The sequence below is a fragment of the Chitinispirillales bacterium ANBcel5 genome (assembly GCA_029688955.1).
GTDB classification, from domain to species: Bacteria; Fibrobacterota; Chitinivibrionia; order Chitinivibrionales; family Chitinispirillaceae; genus Cellulosispirillum; species Cellulosispirillum alkaliphilum.
Map to the genome: position 1 here is coordinate 1 of JARUKZ010000061.1, position 14,891 is coordinate 14,891.

General features: G+C 42.1%; 11 protein-coding genes. 4 read left to right on the forward strand and 7 right to left on the reverse strand.

Annotated elements, in window-relative coordinates:
- Positions 1-198 (reverse strand): hypothetical protein (locus QA601_18105; GenBank protein MDG5817016.1); only part of this gene is annotated, 198 nt, incomplete at its 3' end.
- 166 nt (positions 199-364) lie between these two features.
- On the opposite strand from QA601_18105, the gene QA601_18110 reads away from it, so the two are divergent.
- From QA601_18110 to QA601_18120, 3 genes are all read left to right on the forward strand, one after another.
- Positions 365-1,408: a hypothetical protein gene (locus tag QA601_18110; protein ID MDG5817017.1), complete on the forward strand. Its 1,044-nt coding sequence runs from the start codon at positions 365-367 to the stop codon at positions 1,406-1,408.
- Between the two features lie 17 nt (positions 1,409-1,425).
- Positions 1,426-3,381: a tail fiber domain-containing protein gene (locus QA601_18115; GenBank protein MDG5817018.1), complete on the forward strand. Its 1,956-nt coding sequence runs from the start codon at positions 1,426-1,428 to the stop codon at positions 3,379-3,381.
- Positions 3,382-3,854: 473 nt separating this feature from the next.
- Positions 3,855-4,571 (forward strand): DUF429 domain-containing protein, encoded by a 717-nt coding sequence (locus QA601_18120; protein ID MDG5817019.1) that lies wholly within the window; start codon positions 3,855-3,857, stop codon positions 4,569-4,571.
- Between the two features lie 111 nt (positions 4,572-4,682).
- Here QA601_18120 and QA601_18125 read toward each other — a convergent pair whose 3' ends face one another.
- The 6 genes from QA601_18125 to QA601_18150 all read right to left on the reverse strand — a co-directional run bounded on the left by QA601_18125 (position 4,683) and on the right by QA601_18150 (position 12,747).
- Positions 4,683-6,722 (reverse strand): hypothetical protein, encoded by a 2,040-nt coding sequence (locus QA601_18125; protein MDG5817020.1) that lies wholly within the window; start codon positions 6,720-6,722, stop codon positions 4,683-4,685.
- A 122-nt stretch (positions 6,723-6,844) separates the two neighbouring features.
- Entirely contained in the window at positions 6,845-8,875 is a 2,031-nt protein-coding gene (locus QA601_18130; protein MDG5817021.1) for a response regulator, read from the reverse strand.
- Between the two features lie 69 nt (positions 8,876-8,944).
- Positions 8,945-9,604, reverse strand: coding sequence for a cobalamin B12-binding domain-containing protein (locus QA601_18135; GenBank protein ID MDG5817022.1), 660 nt, complete (start codon positions 9,602-9,604; stop codon positions 8,945-8,947).
- Positions 9,605-9,854: 250 nt separating this feature from the next.
- Entirely contained in the window at positions 9,855-10,256 is a 402-nt protein-coding gene (locus QA601_18140; GenBank protein ID MDG5817023.1) for a DUF2721 domain-containing protein, read from the reverse strand.
- Between the two features lie 67 nt (positions 10,257-10,323).
- Positions 10,324-11,496, reverse strand: a complete 1,173-nt coding sequence (locus QA601_18145) for an FAD-dependent oxidoreductase (protein MDG5817024.1) — start codon at positions 11,494-11,496, stop codon at positions 10,324-10,326.
- Positions 11,497-11,847: 351 nt separating this feature from the next.
- Positions 11,848-12,747 (reverse strand): hypothetical protein, encoded by a 900-nt coding sequence (locus QA601_18150; GenBank protein ID MDG5817025.1) that lies wholly within the window; start codon positions 12,745-12,747, stop codon positions 11,848-11,850.
- A gap of 261 nt (positions 12,748-13,008) precedes the next feature.
- Between QA601_18150 and QA601_18155 the strand changes: the two genes are divergently transcribed.
- Complete coding sequence (locus tag QA601_18155; GenBank protein ID MDG5817026.1) at positions 13,009-14,805, forward strand: glycoside hydrolase family 9 protein; 1,797 nt, start codon at positions 13,009-13,011, stop codon at positions 14,803-14,805.
- Positions 14,806-14,891 lie beyond the last annotated feature (86 nt).

Consider the following 14,891-nt stretch of genomic DNA (forward strand, 5'->3'; position numbering starts at 1 on the left):
CAAAAGTAGGTATGCGCCTGGTAATACCCACAAACGAACCCCCGCCTGCAATACCTGACAGTTTACTAGAGAAATATCCTTTGGTGGAGGAAGTGGCAGAAAAATAAAATAGTGTCCAACAGGGCAGTTACTACCGATATACACCTGCCCGGTGTATATCAACTGGCTTACAGCTCTGCAACATGCCCTTACAACCATAATTCTCTCTCCTTTTCCTATTAACTTCCCGCCAACTTAAAATTTAAATTGATTTCCTCTACCTATCTATTTATATTATTCTCTGATTATCAAAGTAATTGTTGCTGTTACCCTTCCAGGGGAAATAATTCTTTTATACTAACTCATAACCCTGAGAGATAAACATATGAAAACAAAATTCTTATTGCTGGCACTTTTGGCCGTGGCGTTTGTGTTGCAATGTGCCTCACCAAGTGATCCTTTTGAGAATCCAAACATGGTTCGCATAGAACAATTATCCTCTCTTCATGAGCAGGAATACTCTGTGGGTGATTCTATTAAAATTATCTATGAGGTGGATCTGCCGCATTTATTGGATAGCATTGTTTTTTCTTTTGAGGATAAGCGTATCGTTTTGGAGTGTGATTATGAGAGAGCCAAAACCGATACAATAGAAGTAGGTATATCTATTGAACAGCCCGGTAATTATGAGATTATCATCACTGCTATACTAAAAGATGGTTCAGAACGTGAAGCTGGTTCAATTCGTGTAATTATAGATGGGCCGGTAAGGGATGACCAGGACGTTTATTGGACTCAGGGTTCCTACAGAGATACTCTTTATGAAGGAGAGGTGCTGAAGCTGCAATTGGATAATCTCCTTTCAAATGAGGGAAATAAAGCGGTAGAATTTACCATGCTAGATGATCAGGAACGTGTTGAAATAGAGGATAAGATACTTTCCTTTGATGCCGCAGTAAGAGATTCGGGGTTATATTTGTTCTCTGTTGAGTTAACATCTGGAGAAGAATATGATACCTTAATGTTCATACTACGTGTTGATCCAAAATACCACACCCTTTTGACTCTGGACTCCGAAGATAGTGGGAGTGTGATTATTGAACCTCAACGAGAGGCGTACAGACTTGGTGATACTGTAGTGGTAAGAGCTGTACCAGAGGATGGTTATTCCTTTTTCGCATGGAGAGAGGGAGTCATGGGGTATCATGATGAGATGTATATCATTGTCACTGAGGATCTGCAAATATCGGCACTTTTCCGGGAAGGTGAAAGCAGAGGATGTATACTGGTTGACGGTGGCAGCATAAATGAATTTATGAAAACCTACGCCCCCCAATCTATGCGACCACAGATGTTATGTTTAGAACCTGTGATGTATGAAGATGATAGAATACGTATCAGTGGAAATGTTCGAATTGTAATTCAATAAAGCGTTTGGAGGATAAAATGTACAGAGTGTTTTTGGGTATGTTATGTATTGCAGTGTTAAGTTCACAGAGTTTTGCACAGAGCAGCTCTGCAGTGGAGTTTTATGATACTGATGGAGATGAGCCGATATCCAGAATAGGCTGGGAGGGAGATTCTGAAGAGGGTACCTTTTTTATAGAGAGCTCAGATGAAGAGGGAAGAGTAGAGGTGAAGGGTGGAGATATAACTGCAGATGGAACTGTTACTGCAGAAAAGTTTGTAGGTGATGGCAGTGGTCTCACAGGAGTTCCCTCTGGTGGTGGTTTCGAGTACCAATGGGATGAAACAAGTATCCGTATAAAAGATGCAGATGGCGAATGGGGAGAGTGGGTTGACCTTAGAGGTGAAACAGGTCCTCCTGGAACAGCTGCTGCATTGGATTATGAATGGGATGAAACAAGTATCCGTATAAAAGGTACCGATGGTGAATGGGGCGAGTGGGTTGACCTTAGAGGGGAAGCAGGTCCTCCAGGAACAGCTGCCGCATTGGATTATGAATGGGATGAAACAAGTATTCGCATTAAAGGCACCGATGGTGAATGGGGAGAGTGGGTTGATCTGAAGGGTCCGGAAGGGCAAGCAGGAGAAGATGGTAGTGACGGTATAAGTGTAGTATCTTCCAAAATTGAGAATGATACCCTTTATTTGGAACTATCTAACGGCTCTGAGCTAAAGGTTGGTCATGTGCGGGGGGCACAGGGAGAAGATGGTAGTGACGGTATAAGTGTGGTATCTTCCAATATTGAGAGTGGTACTCTTTATTTGGAACTATCTGACGGCTCTGAGTTAGATGCTGGTCATGTGCAGGGACCACGGGGAGAAGATGGTAGTGACGGTATAAGTGTGGTATCTTCCAAAGTTGAGAATGGTACTCTTTATTTGGAACTATCTGATGGCTCTGAGTTAGATGCTGGTCATGTACAGGGACCACAGGGAGAAGATGGTAGTGACGGTATAAGTGTGGTATCTTCCAGTGTTGAGAATGGTACCCTTTTTTTGGAACTATCTGACGGCTCTGAGATAAATGTTGGTCATGTACAGGGAGCTCAGGGACCTGTGGGACCACAAGGACCTCCTGGAATTGAGCCCTGGGTAGATAGCTTGTCGAAAGTGGTTCTGCCAGAAACCCGAGACCTTGAAATATATGGCGAGACTAATTTTAAAAATACAGTACACATAGAACCGATTAGCACTGGACCAAACGTTGATCTCATAGTGGGAAATGATGCAAGTGACCTTGTAATTAGAGGTGGTAATAATACTGGGCCTTCGGGAATAATAGACTTTGGTTCAAGAATGCGCTTTAGATCGTGGGATGCAAGGGGTTCAACCGGGTCTAGTATAGAAATGAATGCAAATTCAAACGAAATTAGTCTCAATGGACCTTCTGGAATTATAGACTTTGATTCAAGAATGAGCATTAGTTCGTCTCATGGAATGGGTGGAACCAGTTCAAGAATAGATATGGATGCAAATTCAACCAGAATTAGCCTCAGTGATGGAAGCACTAATTGGATTAACATGAGGGGTGCAACAGCAACACCGCTTACTGTTAATGGAAATATTAGTGCTGATAATATTGCGACCAGTTCTGACTTACGTTGGAAAAGGGATGTAGCTGATTTTGACAATGCTCTTGCCAAGATCAATTCATTAAGAGGTGTTACCTTTAATTGGCGAAAAGAAGATTTTCCAGATAAAAACTTTCCAGAAGGCCAAATGGTAGGGTTTATTGCTCAGGAAGTTGAAGAAGTTTTGCCTGAAGTGGTTGTTACTAATGATGATGGTTACAAAACAATGTCTTACGATAAACTAACGGCAGTTCTCACAGAAGCGGTAAAAGAGCAGCAAACAATCATTGATTCTCAAAGTGAGATGATCCAATTACTTCAAAAACGAATAGAGCAGATTGAAAAAACATTGGAATCACACTAATAATTATAATTAGTATATTCTTCCCACTTCGGGTGGGGAGAATATAAACAGGGTACATAGTGATTCAACATTAATTGTTAAATTCATTTCTGAACCTAACTATTCCTCCTCCCCCCCCCCCCGAAATCATTTTTTGTACAAACGCGCAGTGTTACTCCACTATTTTTATAACTATTGACTTGTTCACTCTGTTCGTTTAAAAAGTTACCCGTTCCATAAATATCGGCTGTCCGCGTAAATACTCAGTAATCCTTACCTTTAATGAAGTAGTAAAAACTACCAATGTATCATTGGTACACCTGCTATAGTGTTGTCCGGTTAGCAAACTTATACTCTTTGTACAATCTCAGAAAATATTGCGCCACTCAGGCCTACTATGATATAAATTCAGTAGAACTTTACTGGCAGAATGTTAAAATTCTGTAATATGACACTCTCATCCCCTAAACACTATTATAAAGGTAACTAATTTCATGGTCAAATTCGGTGGCATCGATGGTTGCAGGGGTGGATGGTTTATCATCTTCTTTGATAGTGATAGGGGATGGAGTTGTGCGCTGTATCCAAATCTTGAAAGCTTGTGGCAAGAGATGAAGAGCGCATCACTTCTGCTTATCGATATCCCAATCGGACTACCGGAAGCAGCTGCTAATGGCAGAGAGTGTGATCATTTAGCACGAAAAATCTTAGGCGGTAGGAGTGGATCATCACTATTTCCTGTACCGTGCCGAGAGGTGCTACGGTGTAAAAATTACACAGAAGCTAACAGGGTAAGCCGCCAATTAGCAAACAAAGGACTTTCGGTTCAGAGCTGGAACATAGGACCTAAAATAGTGCAGGCAGATACTTTACTGCGAAAAAGCAAGAGCGCACGTTCGGTCTTCAGAGAGTCTCATCCGGAGCTATGCTTCGCAAAACTTTCCGGGAAACCCCTAACTTACAAAAAAAATACCCCTTCCGGTATTGAGGAAAGGTTAGCCATACTGAAAAGCCATGATCCATCTGTTTTGGTTGCCGTAAATGAAGCCCTGGAGCGTTACAGAAGAAAGGTAGTAAGAAAAGATGATATCCTTGATGCCGCGGTTCTTGCTCTGAGCGCGGGTGAAAAGGGAAGAGTTCTGTCTATTCCGGAAAAAGTACCCAAAGACCGGTATGGGCTCAGAATGGAAATCACGTATCGTGAAAAATAAGTAGCAACAAGCCCTGATACAGTGCCATGCAGTTTAAAACCGGATGATACGTTGCAGTCTTAAGGAGGGGTGAAAACATCCACCCCTCAGTTGAACCGCACCACCATCAAGTTATTTCAAGGTGATAAAGGAGTTTGCTTGTGAATTACCGTAATGCATACGGAGTATATAATTTCCGGCGGATATATCGTTTAGTGTGAAAGAATAAGAGCCGGCATCTCTGTTTCTCAAATCAACTTTTGCCACCGTTTTACCTCTAAGATTAACTACATCGATTTTGAGATCAGAAGCGTTGGTCATCTCAACATTTACTCTTCTTCCGGATACCCTAACCATAGGTGCAAGTGTGTTTACTGAGGAACCACTCCTTGAGTTTCTTATGATTGAGGTTGCTTCAGGTACGCTTGCAAGTGATACATGTGCTTCATCAGCAGCTGTTCCCCAGGAGCTACCTTCGCTGTTAAAATCAAACAGTACTTCATCGTCGAGTTTCACATCGTTGAAATAAATCGTTCCGGTGTAAGAATCATCATATGCCCAGTACTGGAAGAGTATCTCCCTGACATCGCTGAGATCATCTGCCCCAAATGCTGTTACTGGAATGGTGATTGTCACCCATTCTCCTTGTGTAATGGTTGAGAGGTCGATTACCTCTTCTGATGCCGGACTCCAGGTCCAGGCATCAGAAACTTTGATAACTGGTTGAAGTTGCAAATTAGTTCCACTTCCTTCTTCAACGAAGATATCTATGTGTACATCGGTAGTAGCTGAAAAATTACCAGAAAACATGGTTCCGAGTTCAAAATAACCATCATCACCAACGGGGGTAGGTAGATCGGTAAATTCAACTTTCATTGCAAGATCTCCGCTAAGCCACTCAACTTCTACATCTTTGATCATTATATCATCTTTGTAATTGTCAAACATGTGTTCGAGAGCGGGGGCGGTGGTGGAGAAATCACCAAAAAAGTCAGAATTACCTTCGGTCATAGACCAGCTTAAGGCACCTGCGTACCCTTTATCGTAGGTATGCTGGTAAGCGTCGATAATGCTTTTGGTGGTCATAAGCTGCTGCTTTGGACCTTGTTCTCCCTCTGTCCAGCCTCTTGCCATAAACTCACCAATAAGTACAGGGCGGTCCATATTCCAGTGGCTTGCGGGATTGTGAAAGGGGGATACGTTTTCACCATACCACTCAGGATAGTAATGCATCATATAGAAGTCAAGCCAGCCATTTTCATCTCCACCAGCATTGATCAAAGCTTCATCACTATACATGGTATGATAGGTGGGGTTAGCCATACCAGTTGAAACCATTTTGTTGGTATTGCTGCGAACAAAACCGGCGATCCTGTTGGTGATCCGTAATATATCATCTTGTGTAATTTTTTCTACAACAGCGTCCCAACCAGCTGATGCAAGCATCCCTTCCGCTTCATTAAACACCTCCCAGCACATAATCGCAGGGTGATCGCCCACGGCTTCCAGGATGGGGCCAAGACCATTTTCAAGATAGGTATCAAGGTTTTCGGGAACTGTAAGGAATTGGTGATTACTCTCAAGATCAAAGTCGCTATACTCTGATTTCGGTGGTTGGTCTCCCGGTACCAGCAAATCAAAGGAGAACAGACACATCGAAACCACTACACCGTAAGCGTAAGCGGTGTCCAATGCCTGCCGCATATTCTCGATGGTTCTTGAGCCAATCCCTGTCACCTCACCATCGGAGTTGATCGTTGGACACCGGGAAGCATCGGTGTGAAGCCACCACCGTACCGCGTTACCACCGGCACTTCTGATCTGACGAATCTTGTTTCTGAAAGCATTGATATCAAGCCTTGTATCTCCCACATCATTGGCAAAATCGATCCAGGCGATATTCATTCCCGAAATAAATCTCCTCTGGCCATTGATGACAAGCCAGTTACCATCCATTGAATCCTGAACAGTTTGTGGTGCTACATCAGCAAATACACACATACTCAGAGCTATAACTAAAAGTATAGCCTTTTTTGAAAATGAACCCATAACAACTCCTCTTAAGCGGTTAATTGAAACAACCTTCATCTGTTTCCATCGCAAAACAATATAGTTAAACTTACTGCTGTTTAGAGCGGTTTTGGGGATACCTCCCTTTTTTTCCGTTGGCATAAATGACAACTAACCCGATCCCAAACCGTATACCTCCCTTTTCCCTTTTAAGTGACTATATTCATCTGCTCCACCGGGGTATAAAGCTGGTTCGCACAGTGAGCTCTAACATTTATGGGGCCTTATTCTGAGAGATATTTCTCAAGAATTGTAATCAGTGTTTTCTGGTTAAGAGGTTTTTCAAGATAGTCATTCATACCACAATCGAAGCATTTAGCCCGCTCTGTATTGTCCGTTGATGCGCTGAGTGCTATAACAGGGCATAAATTCCCTGCATCCTGCTCAATTTCTCTTATTGCACCTGTTGCGGCAAAACCATCCATCTCCGGCATTTTTATATCCATGAAAATTATATCCGGGTTATGCTTTTTATAGTGTTCAACCGCCTTAACTCCATTTTCTGCTTCTATAACAGTGGATCCGGGGATAAGGTTTTTTAGTACAGTTTTTATAAGCACATTGTTCAGTAAAACATCATCCACGACTAAAATGGTTGGATATTTCTTGCAACTGATTGTTTCTGTATGGGTTATCTGTTTACTTTCCTTATCTGAATCAGTGTGATTTTTGGTTTGGACGATATTTTTAATACAGTTTATCATTTCACCAGTCTTTACCGGTTTGACAACTTTAAACACAATACCAAGATCGTCCATTTTTTCATCAGATATTTCATTAAACGCGGGATTATAGAGGAGAATAACAGGCAATACCTCTGATGTTACTTTGAGCTCGCTTCTTATTTGCTCTACCGTTTCTATACCATCTGTATCGGGCATATTGTAGTCAATTACAGCAACATCAAAGGAGGGGCTGGTTTTAATTATGTTTAACGCCCTGGTTCCGCTTTCAGCTGTAACAGTTTCTATATCCCATTCCCTGTATCTCTGCTCAAGTATTGTTCTGCTTTTTTCATTATCATCAACTATAAGCGCCCGCTGGATCTTAAGATCAGTTTTAACCTGAACACAACTCTTCGTTATTGCCGGCTTTTTTACTGTGAATGAAAAATCGCTTCCTCTATTTAGCCGGGACTTAACATCAATTTTACCACCCATTTTTTTTACCAGGTTGTTTGAGATGGCAAGGCCTAAACCAGTTCCGCCAAACTTTCTTGAGATTGAGCTGTCTGCCTGTGAAAAAGATTTAAAAAGGTTTTTCTGACCCTCTGGTGAAATTCCGATGCCGGTATCTTTTACCGTGAAAGTATAGTGATAGTAGCCGGGATCGTGTATGTCCCGGGTAGAATACAAAGAAAGCTCTACTTCTCCTTTTTCGGTAAATTTGATTGCATTGCTCAAAAGATTGACAAGAATCTGTTTCATTCTCAACGGGTCTGTTACTGTTATTCGCGGCGTATTGGAAGCAATGTTGAGCAATAATTCGATATTCTTTGATGCCGCGATGAATTTAACAATATCCGCTGTCTCCTCAATCAACTCTACTATATCTGTTTCCACTTCTTCCAGTTCGAGGCGCCCTGCTTCAATTTTGGAAAAGTCGAGAATGTCATTGATTATATCGAGAAGAATTTTGGCGGAAGCGTTTGCGTTTTCGAGGTACTGTCTTTGAACGGCCGTTAAAGTCGTTTTGGCTAAAAGATCGGTAAATCCAATAACACCATTCAGAGGGGTTCTGATCTCGTGGCTCATTGCAGATAAAAAGGCTGATTTAGCTTTGTTGGCACTCTCTGCTTTGACTTTTGCCTTTTCAAGCTCTTCAGATTTTCTCTCAAGCTCCTGATAGGCATTTTTCAATAAAACATCTTTCTTAATCAGTTCTCTGTTTCTATTGGAAACTGATGAAGAAAGTTTTGTCATTTCCAGGTACAGTTGATCAGTTTCTAAGGTATCTTTTTCGCAAACAAACAAAATACCATACTTAGTAATAACTATTTTTGCCTGAAATGAGACAGTTGTTCGGGGAGTTTTTTTGACGGTCAATACGCCGTTAAAATTTTCTGATAAGGATTTTATTTTACTGAAATCCGGATTAACAAAAATAGCGCTGATATCTACGTTTGCGTGGTCAAAAAATCTTCTGAAGCCATCATTTGCGTAAATCAGCTCGTTATCGTGATTGATTAAGAAAACGATGATATTTTGGCTTTCGTTAACCAACTGTTCAAAATTAATTTCATCTTTCCAGTACATAGTTATGCAAAGCAACTTTCTTATAAGCTAATGTTTTTAAGTATACACGATGATAAAAGTCAAAGTGCATTAGCCGCGCTTAGAATTATCATTTTCTGTTTCGGTGATTAATTCTTCCACCTCGAAAACATCTTTTAGGTAGACTACGTTGTTGAAATGTTCAGAAATCACTTTGCCGGATTCTATGAGACCCTGCCCACCGATCAATATAGTTACATCGGTATGATTTCTGATTGTTTTGATTTCGTGTAATAGTACAGGCATATTGGACGTTATGCTCAATGAGAGGCAGATTAAATGAGGCTTTATTGTTTCACAAAATGTAATCAGGTCTGTTATGGGTGTTTTGGCACCGGTAAAAAATGTATCCCAACCATGTTTTTCAAACGTATCTGCAACCATTCTGCAACCTAGCTGATGCTCTTCATTTTCCACACTGGACAGTACAACATTTCTCCCTTTTCTCTGTAGCGAAACCATTCCCGGGAGAAGCTCATTCATAAGGTCTTCTACTATTGATGTGGCCATATGCTCTACTGCCACATTAAGCCTTTGCTGCTCCCATTCATACCCCACCTTATACAAGCTGGGTTTAAACAAGTGCTCGTAAAGGGTGCTGATATCGGTGTTTTTACTCAAAAAGGCGCTTATTATAGCACTACAGAGCTCTTTATTGCCACTTATGAGGGCATTATAGAATTGATCGAAATTGATGGTAGTTTTTTTCATAAATTGAAAACAGATCCGACTAAAGATAGGTGCATGGTTAATACCAAAGTATAAAGTGTTTTTTTGGGAAATTCAATGGTAAGATTGGGATGTTTTACTGAGAAGCGGGGCTGGCAAACAAATAGTGCCGGCAAAAGCAGCACTATTTGTTTGAAATAAGAAAACCAGGTATAAGGGGGCAATTATGGGAAATGTTGCTTTTCTGAATACTATCTGCGTAACCCTTCAGATAACCACAACAACTTCCATGTTACTTCACCGATAGCTCTTCGATATCTTTAAGGCGCATATTGAGCGCATCGCATGAGCGGTGAATTTCCAGCACAGAGATAAAGAGCGAAAACATTAGTGCCACTAATGCCCCAACAAAGGTTAACTCCGCTACTTTCTCATACCCCAGTAATAGCAAAAACATGGAGAGGGTGCATAAAAAGAAACTGACCGCGCCTAAAAATTGCATGTTGCGGATAAGCATGATTCGGTTTTGTATACTGCTTATCTGCTTAAGAATAATCTCATCGGGATCTTCCTTGTACTGGCGGTGAAGTTGCCGGATAAGGGCAGCAAGCGCAAGGAAACGGTTGGTATAGGCAAGAAGGAGAAGAGAAATTGCTGAAAAGAGTAGTGTCGGAGTAGTAAGTGTAAACTGCATCGAAAAAACCTCGGTTTCAGTAGCATTTAAACGCGATTTAAATAAGTAACAATAGCAAACATATTGTTTAAGCTGATTTGACCCCCATGTTTTCTACCACTTTGCGGTCAGCACCCTCTAAGATCGCTCGTTGATAGGAAGTGAAGGCTTTGGTGTCTCCGATAAGAATCGCACCAGTAAGCTTATCATCTCTAAAGAACAGTTTTTTGAAATCTGATCCATCACCGCTGCTTTGGCCTACCGCTCCGTTCTCTTCTGATACCTCTCCTATGGAAACAAGATTGATTCCGGCCACTTTTAACTTGGTGGACATAACCGTGCCTTTGTACACTTGTTTCATACCAGCGATATTTTTTGCCACAACCGAAGCCTGTTCATTCGCTGCAGGCCAAATACCATAAATAGTTCCGTTAAATTCTGCTATATCCCCACAGGCATAGATATCTTCATAATTGGTTTGCAAATACTCGTTAACCGTTATTCCCTTGTTTGATTCTATACCACTGTCTTTAATGATAGAAAGATTGGGGCGAATCCCCGCCGAAACAAGGATAAGCTCTGTTGCTGTTTTTTGGCCGTCTTTAAAAAGAATATCGAAACCCTTTTCGTCTGGTACAATCTTTTGAGTCTGCATGCCCAACCTGAACTGTAACCCTTTCTGTTCAAGCTGCCCCTGCAGTATTGACGCGCTTTCCGGATCAAGCTGTCGTGGTAAAAGTCTGTCGAAACATTCGATGATTTCAACCTCAAGTCCTCTGTTTAAAAGGCTGTGCCCTGCTTCTATGCCTAAAAGACCACCGCCTATTACAGACGCTTTCTTTCTCCCTTTGGAGTAATTTATGATACAGTCTGCATCATCTATTGTACGCAGAGTAAAAATCCCCTCAGTTGTGCAGTTAAAGTTGGGAAGAAAGGAGTGGGCTCCTGCCGCAATCACAAGCGTATCGTAATGAAAACACCTTGTATCTTCCAGTATCACACATTTTTCTGAAGGGTTGATAGAGATGACCTTTTGTTCTAAATAGAGCTCTATCTGGTTTTTCTTGTACCAATCCTCTTTTCTGATTATGAGTTTCTCTTTTTCTATGGTACCGGTGAGGTAGTCGATGATTCGTGGACGGGAGTAAAAACAGTAATTTTCATCAGAGATTATATGTATATTCGCTTCCGGTAAGGCTTTGCGTAAATGTCCTGCAGTTAATGCACCAGCAGCACCGTTACCAATTATTACTATATTCACAACCTTAACTCCTGTATTTTAGTAGCTCTACTGCACTCTGTTTTTACCCAATCCAAGTTGATCGCAGTAGGTCGGTTTAAAAACTATTCTGAATAGTTTAAAAATAACTATGTCAGAAAAATAACTCAACAAAACTATTTTGGTGCACTTTGAATTAAACTGCTAGATAGAGTGGGTTGGATATGACGGGTTAAAAGAATGATTTAAACGCAGAGGGCCCAGAGAACGCAAAGGAAAAACGCAGAGGGATGGTCGTTTTTCGAAATAAAATAGAAATGCTCACAATGAAAACCTGCTTTGGACAACAGTGCTCAGGTGAACTTCTAAAAAACGATTTGTGTGGGTGTAAAGCTATTTCAGTAGAATGTCCAACATGATTTTAGGGACATCAATTATAGACTCTGCACTGTAAAAAGGATCTGCAGCGGCTCCACGCGCAAACAGTGGAACCGGATTTTTGGTATGAGATCTGGTAGAGAGGTCTTCAAAATTACCATGATCACTGGTTATAAGTACCGTTGTGTTGCCATCCAGATTTTTTAACAGTGACTCTATAAAGCAGTTTAGAGTGGAACAAAGAGTTTCCGCCTGATTGATATCACATGAATGCCCCAAAAAGTCGGGTAGAAATGATTCATATACCACCAGGTCATGCTTCTGTGATAATGCTCCAATGATATCACCGGCTTTCTGTGGTGAAATACCATTGATAGGGTAATCCACCGTTCTTTGGGTGTATGAGCCGGTTATATCCCATAAAACAGCTTCCGAATTGTTATACTGATCGATTCCGCGCAACGTAACCCCCGCACTTAAGCAGCACAGTGTTGTGACCGATTTTTTACCATCACCAGACTTAACCCGTTCGAAATATTCATTACGGTACGCATTGGCGAAAGTGGCGCTTTTTCCGGAATTAACAGTGTTTAGGAAGATGTTACCTTGATCAATCTGTTGCCGCAGTAATTTACAGGGAAAAGCGGGGCGGTGATATCCAAGAAGTTTCGCGCCATTGACGCCACAAAACAGAGCAATCTGTCCGGTTGCGCTCTGAGGAATACCGTCTACGTCCAGACAGGCATCAATGCCTTTTACAACCGTGTCGTTGCTTCGAATATCAATTCCATCAACTAACGGTTCATCAAGTAGTTCTGTAAATAGTTTGAAGGTATAGATCGGATTTAAAGGTGTCTTTTTTCCCAATCCAAAACCATCAAGAAAAATAAAAATAATCTTCTGTTTGATAGCCACATTTCCTTTGAGTTTCAGTCCTCAGGCTAAACGGTGCCCTGCGCTGTGAGTAGTACGTGTTTGAGGCAATCCTTAGTCAGTGAAAGATCCATTTTTATGGTAAATTAATGCATTTATCCAAAAAAACTCAAATTATCACCTAAAAAAGAGTATACCGGGCGGGTAACTGGAGCGCAAGGGGTATTTCGTTTCCCCAATTTCAGCTGCTATTAATTAGATTATACAGAGCCAGAAAAACTAAGTCAGCAGAAAGGGTATCTGATGAAAAAATCTACGTTCCTGAGTCTAAACATCGTACTGGTAGTTTGTATGGTTTTTTTGAACTGTGTGGGCACTACTAAGCCGCTTATTGATGTATCACAGCATCAGATCTGTGATTCCATCAGATTCAATCAGGTTGGATACCTGCCCTCTGCGCCTAAATATTTCATGGTTGCGGATTCCAGGGCAGATACTTTTTACCTGATTGATACCCTTGGAGTTCAAAGGTATCGGGGGCTTCTTGGTGAAAGCGAACACTGGCACTTATCGGGCGAATCGGTGGCCATGGGTGAGTTTTCATCACATACAGAAGAGGGGGTATACCATATCTATGTGCCTTTAGTGGGGATATCGGCTCCTTTTGAGATCGGGCGTGAAATTTACCAATCGGTTCTTGAGGCCTCTTTAAAGAGTTTTTATTTTCAGCGTGCGTCCCTTGATCTTGAGCCACGGTTTGCCGGTCAGTGGGCACGGGAAGCGGGGCACCCGGATACCGCATGTAAAATGCATCCATCTACCGGCGCGACCGGCTATCGTTCATCACCGGGCGGGTGGTATGATGCGGGTGATTTCGGTAAGTATGTAGTGAATTCGGGTATTACAGTAGCGACACTTCTTTCCTTATATGAACGTTTCCCGGATGTCATTGGTGATAAATTTTCATATATCCCCGAAAGCGGCAATGGTACCAGTGACCTTCTTGATGAAGTAAAGTATCAGCTTGACTGGCTTAAGACTATGCAGGATGATGATGGTGGGGTGTTTTTTAAACTTTCGGGCTTAAACTGGCCGGGTACAGTAATGCCCCATGAGGATACCCAGCCCCGTTATATAATTGGTAAATCTACCACATCCACACTTTGTTTCGCGGCCAATATGGCACAGGCTGCCAGAATCTATCGAAAGACAGACCGTGAATACGCAGATGATTGTCTTGAGCGTGCAAAAAACGCCTTTGCCTGGGCGATGGATAATCCAGCGGTACCGGAGCCTGAGGAAACCGGTGGAAGTGGTGCCTATGGGGTATGGCAGCAGGACTGGATGGATCCCGACTGTAGTGGCGAGCAGTATTTGGTAGAGGGTGATGATGCCTTTAAGGATGAGTTTTTCCTGGCTGCAACAGAGCTTTTTATTACTACGGGTGATAAACAGTATGGCACTATGGTCAGGGAGCTAATGACTGAGATGGAGTTTCGTGATGTTCCTACCTGGTGGGATCTTCAGGGCCTCGCTTACTACTCGCTTCTTACCGCGGATAATACCCTTGAGCAACAGTATCGTGATGTGGCTTTGGAACGGGTGCTTAATCTCAGTGATCATCACATGGAAATTATGTCGCAAAATCCCTATCGTATTCCCTATGAGTGCTTTTTCTGGGGCTCGAACGCGTCATTTTTAAATATCGCGATTCTCTTCTCCTACGCTTACACCCTTTCCGGAGAGATCGAATACTTTCATGCCATGGCCGAGACTATGGATTATATCTTTGGGAAAAATGCCACCGGCTACTGCTTTGTAACAGGTTTTGGTCATAAATCTTCCACCAGTGTTCATCACAGGCAAATTAACGCCGATGGTATTGATGAGCCGATTCCGGGCTTTGTTGCCGGTGGGCCCAATGCTATGATGCAGGATTGTATTACAAAGGTTGACTGGGGAGCCAAATACCCCTATTCCTATCCTGCCCGGGCGTATGTGAATGATAAAAAGAGCTATGCTTCAAATGAAGTGGCGATAAACTGGACCGCACCGATGGTTCACGCACTGGGGTTTCTGATGGCAGCAGAAACGCCCTGAGTGTTGTCGCAGAGGTGCCCTCCTGCGAGGGCATCTCTAACAGTACAGACCGGGATTCAAACCTAAGTTTGGAATCTTTCCCACCT

Bases quoted from the DNA above. Each gene is read 5' to 3' on its own strand.
- QA601_18130 (MDG5817021.1), bottom strand. From the start codon at position 8,875: ATGTACTGGAAAGATGAAATTAATTTTGAACAGTTGGTTAACGAAAGC.
- QA601_18125 (MDG5817020.1), bottom strand. From the start codon at position 6,722: ATGCCAACGGAAAAAAAGGGAGGTATCCCCAAAACCGCTCTAAACAGC.
- QA601_18135 (MDG5817022.1), bottom strand. From the start codon at position 9,604: ATGAAAAAAACTACCATCAATTTCGATCAATTCTATAATGCCCTCATA.
- QA601_18120 (MDG5817019.1), top strand. From the start codon at position 3,855: ATGGTCAAATTCGGTGGCATCGATGGTTGCAGGGGTGGATGGTTTATC.
- QA601_18140 (MDG5817023.1), bottom strand. From the start codon at position 10,256: ATGCAGTTTACACTTACTACTCCGACACTACTCTTTTCAGCAATTTCT.
- QA601_18110 (MDG5817017.1), top strand. From the start codon at position 365: ATGAAAACAAAATTCTTATTGCTGGCACTTTTGGCCGTGGCGTTTGTG.
- QA601_18115 (MDG5817018.1), top strand. From the start codon at position 1,426: ATGTACAGAGTGTTTTTGGGTATGTTATGTATTGCAGTGTTAAGTTCA.
- QA601_18155 (MDG5817026.1), top strand. From the start codon at position 13,009: ATGAAAAAATCTACGTTCCTGAGTCTAAACATCGTACTGGTAGTTTGT.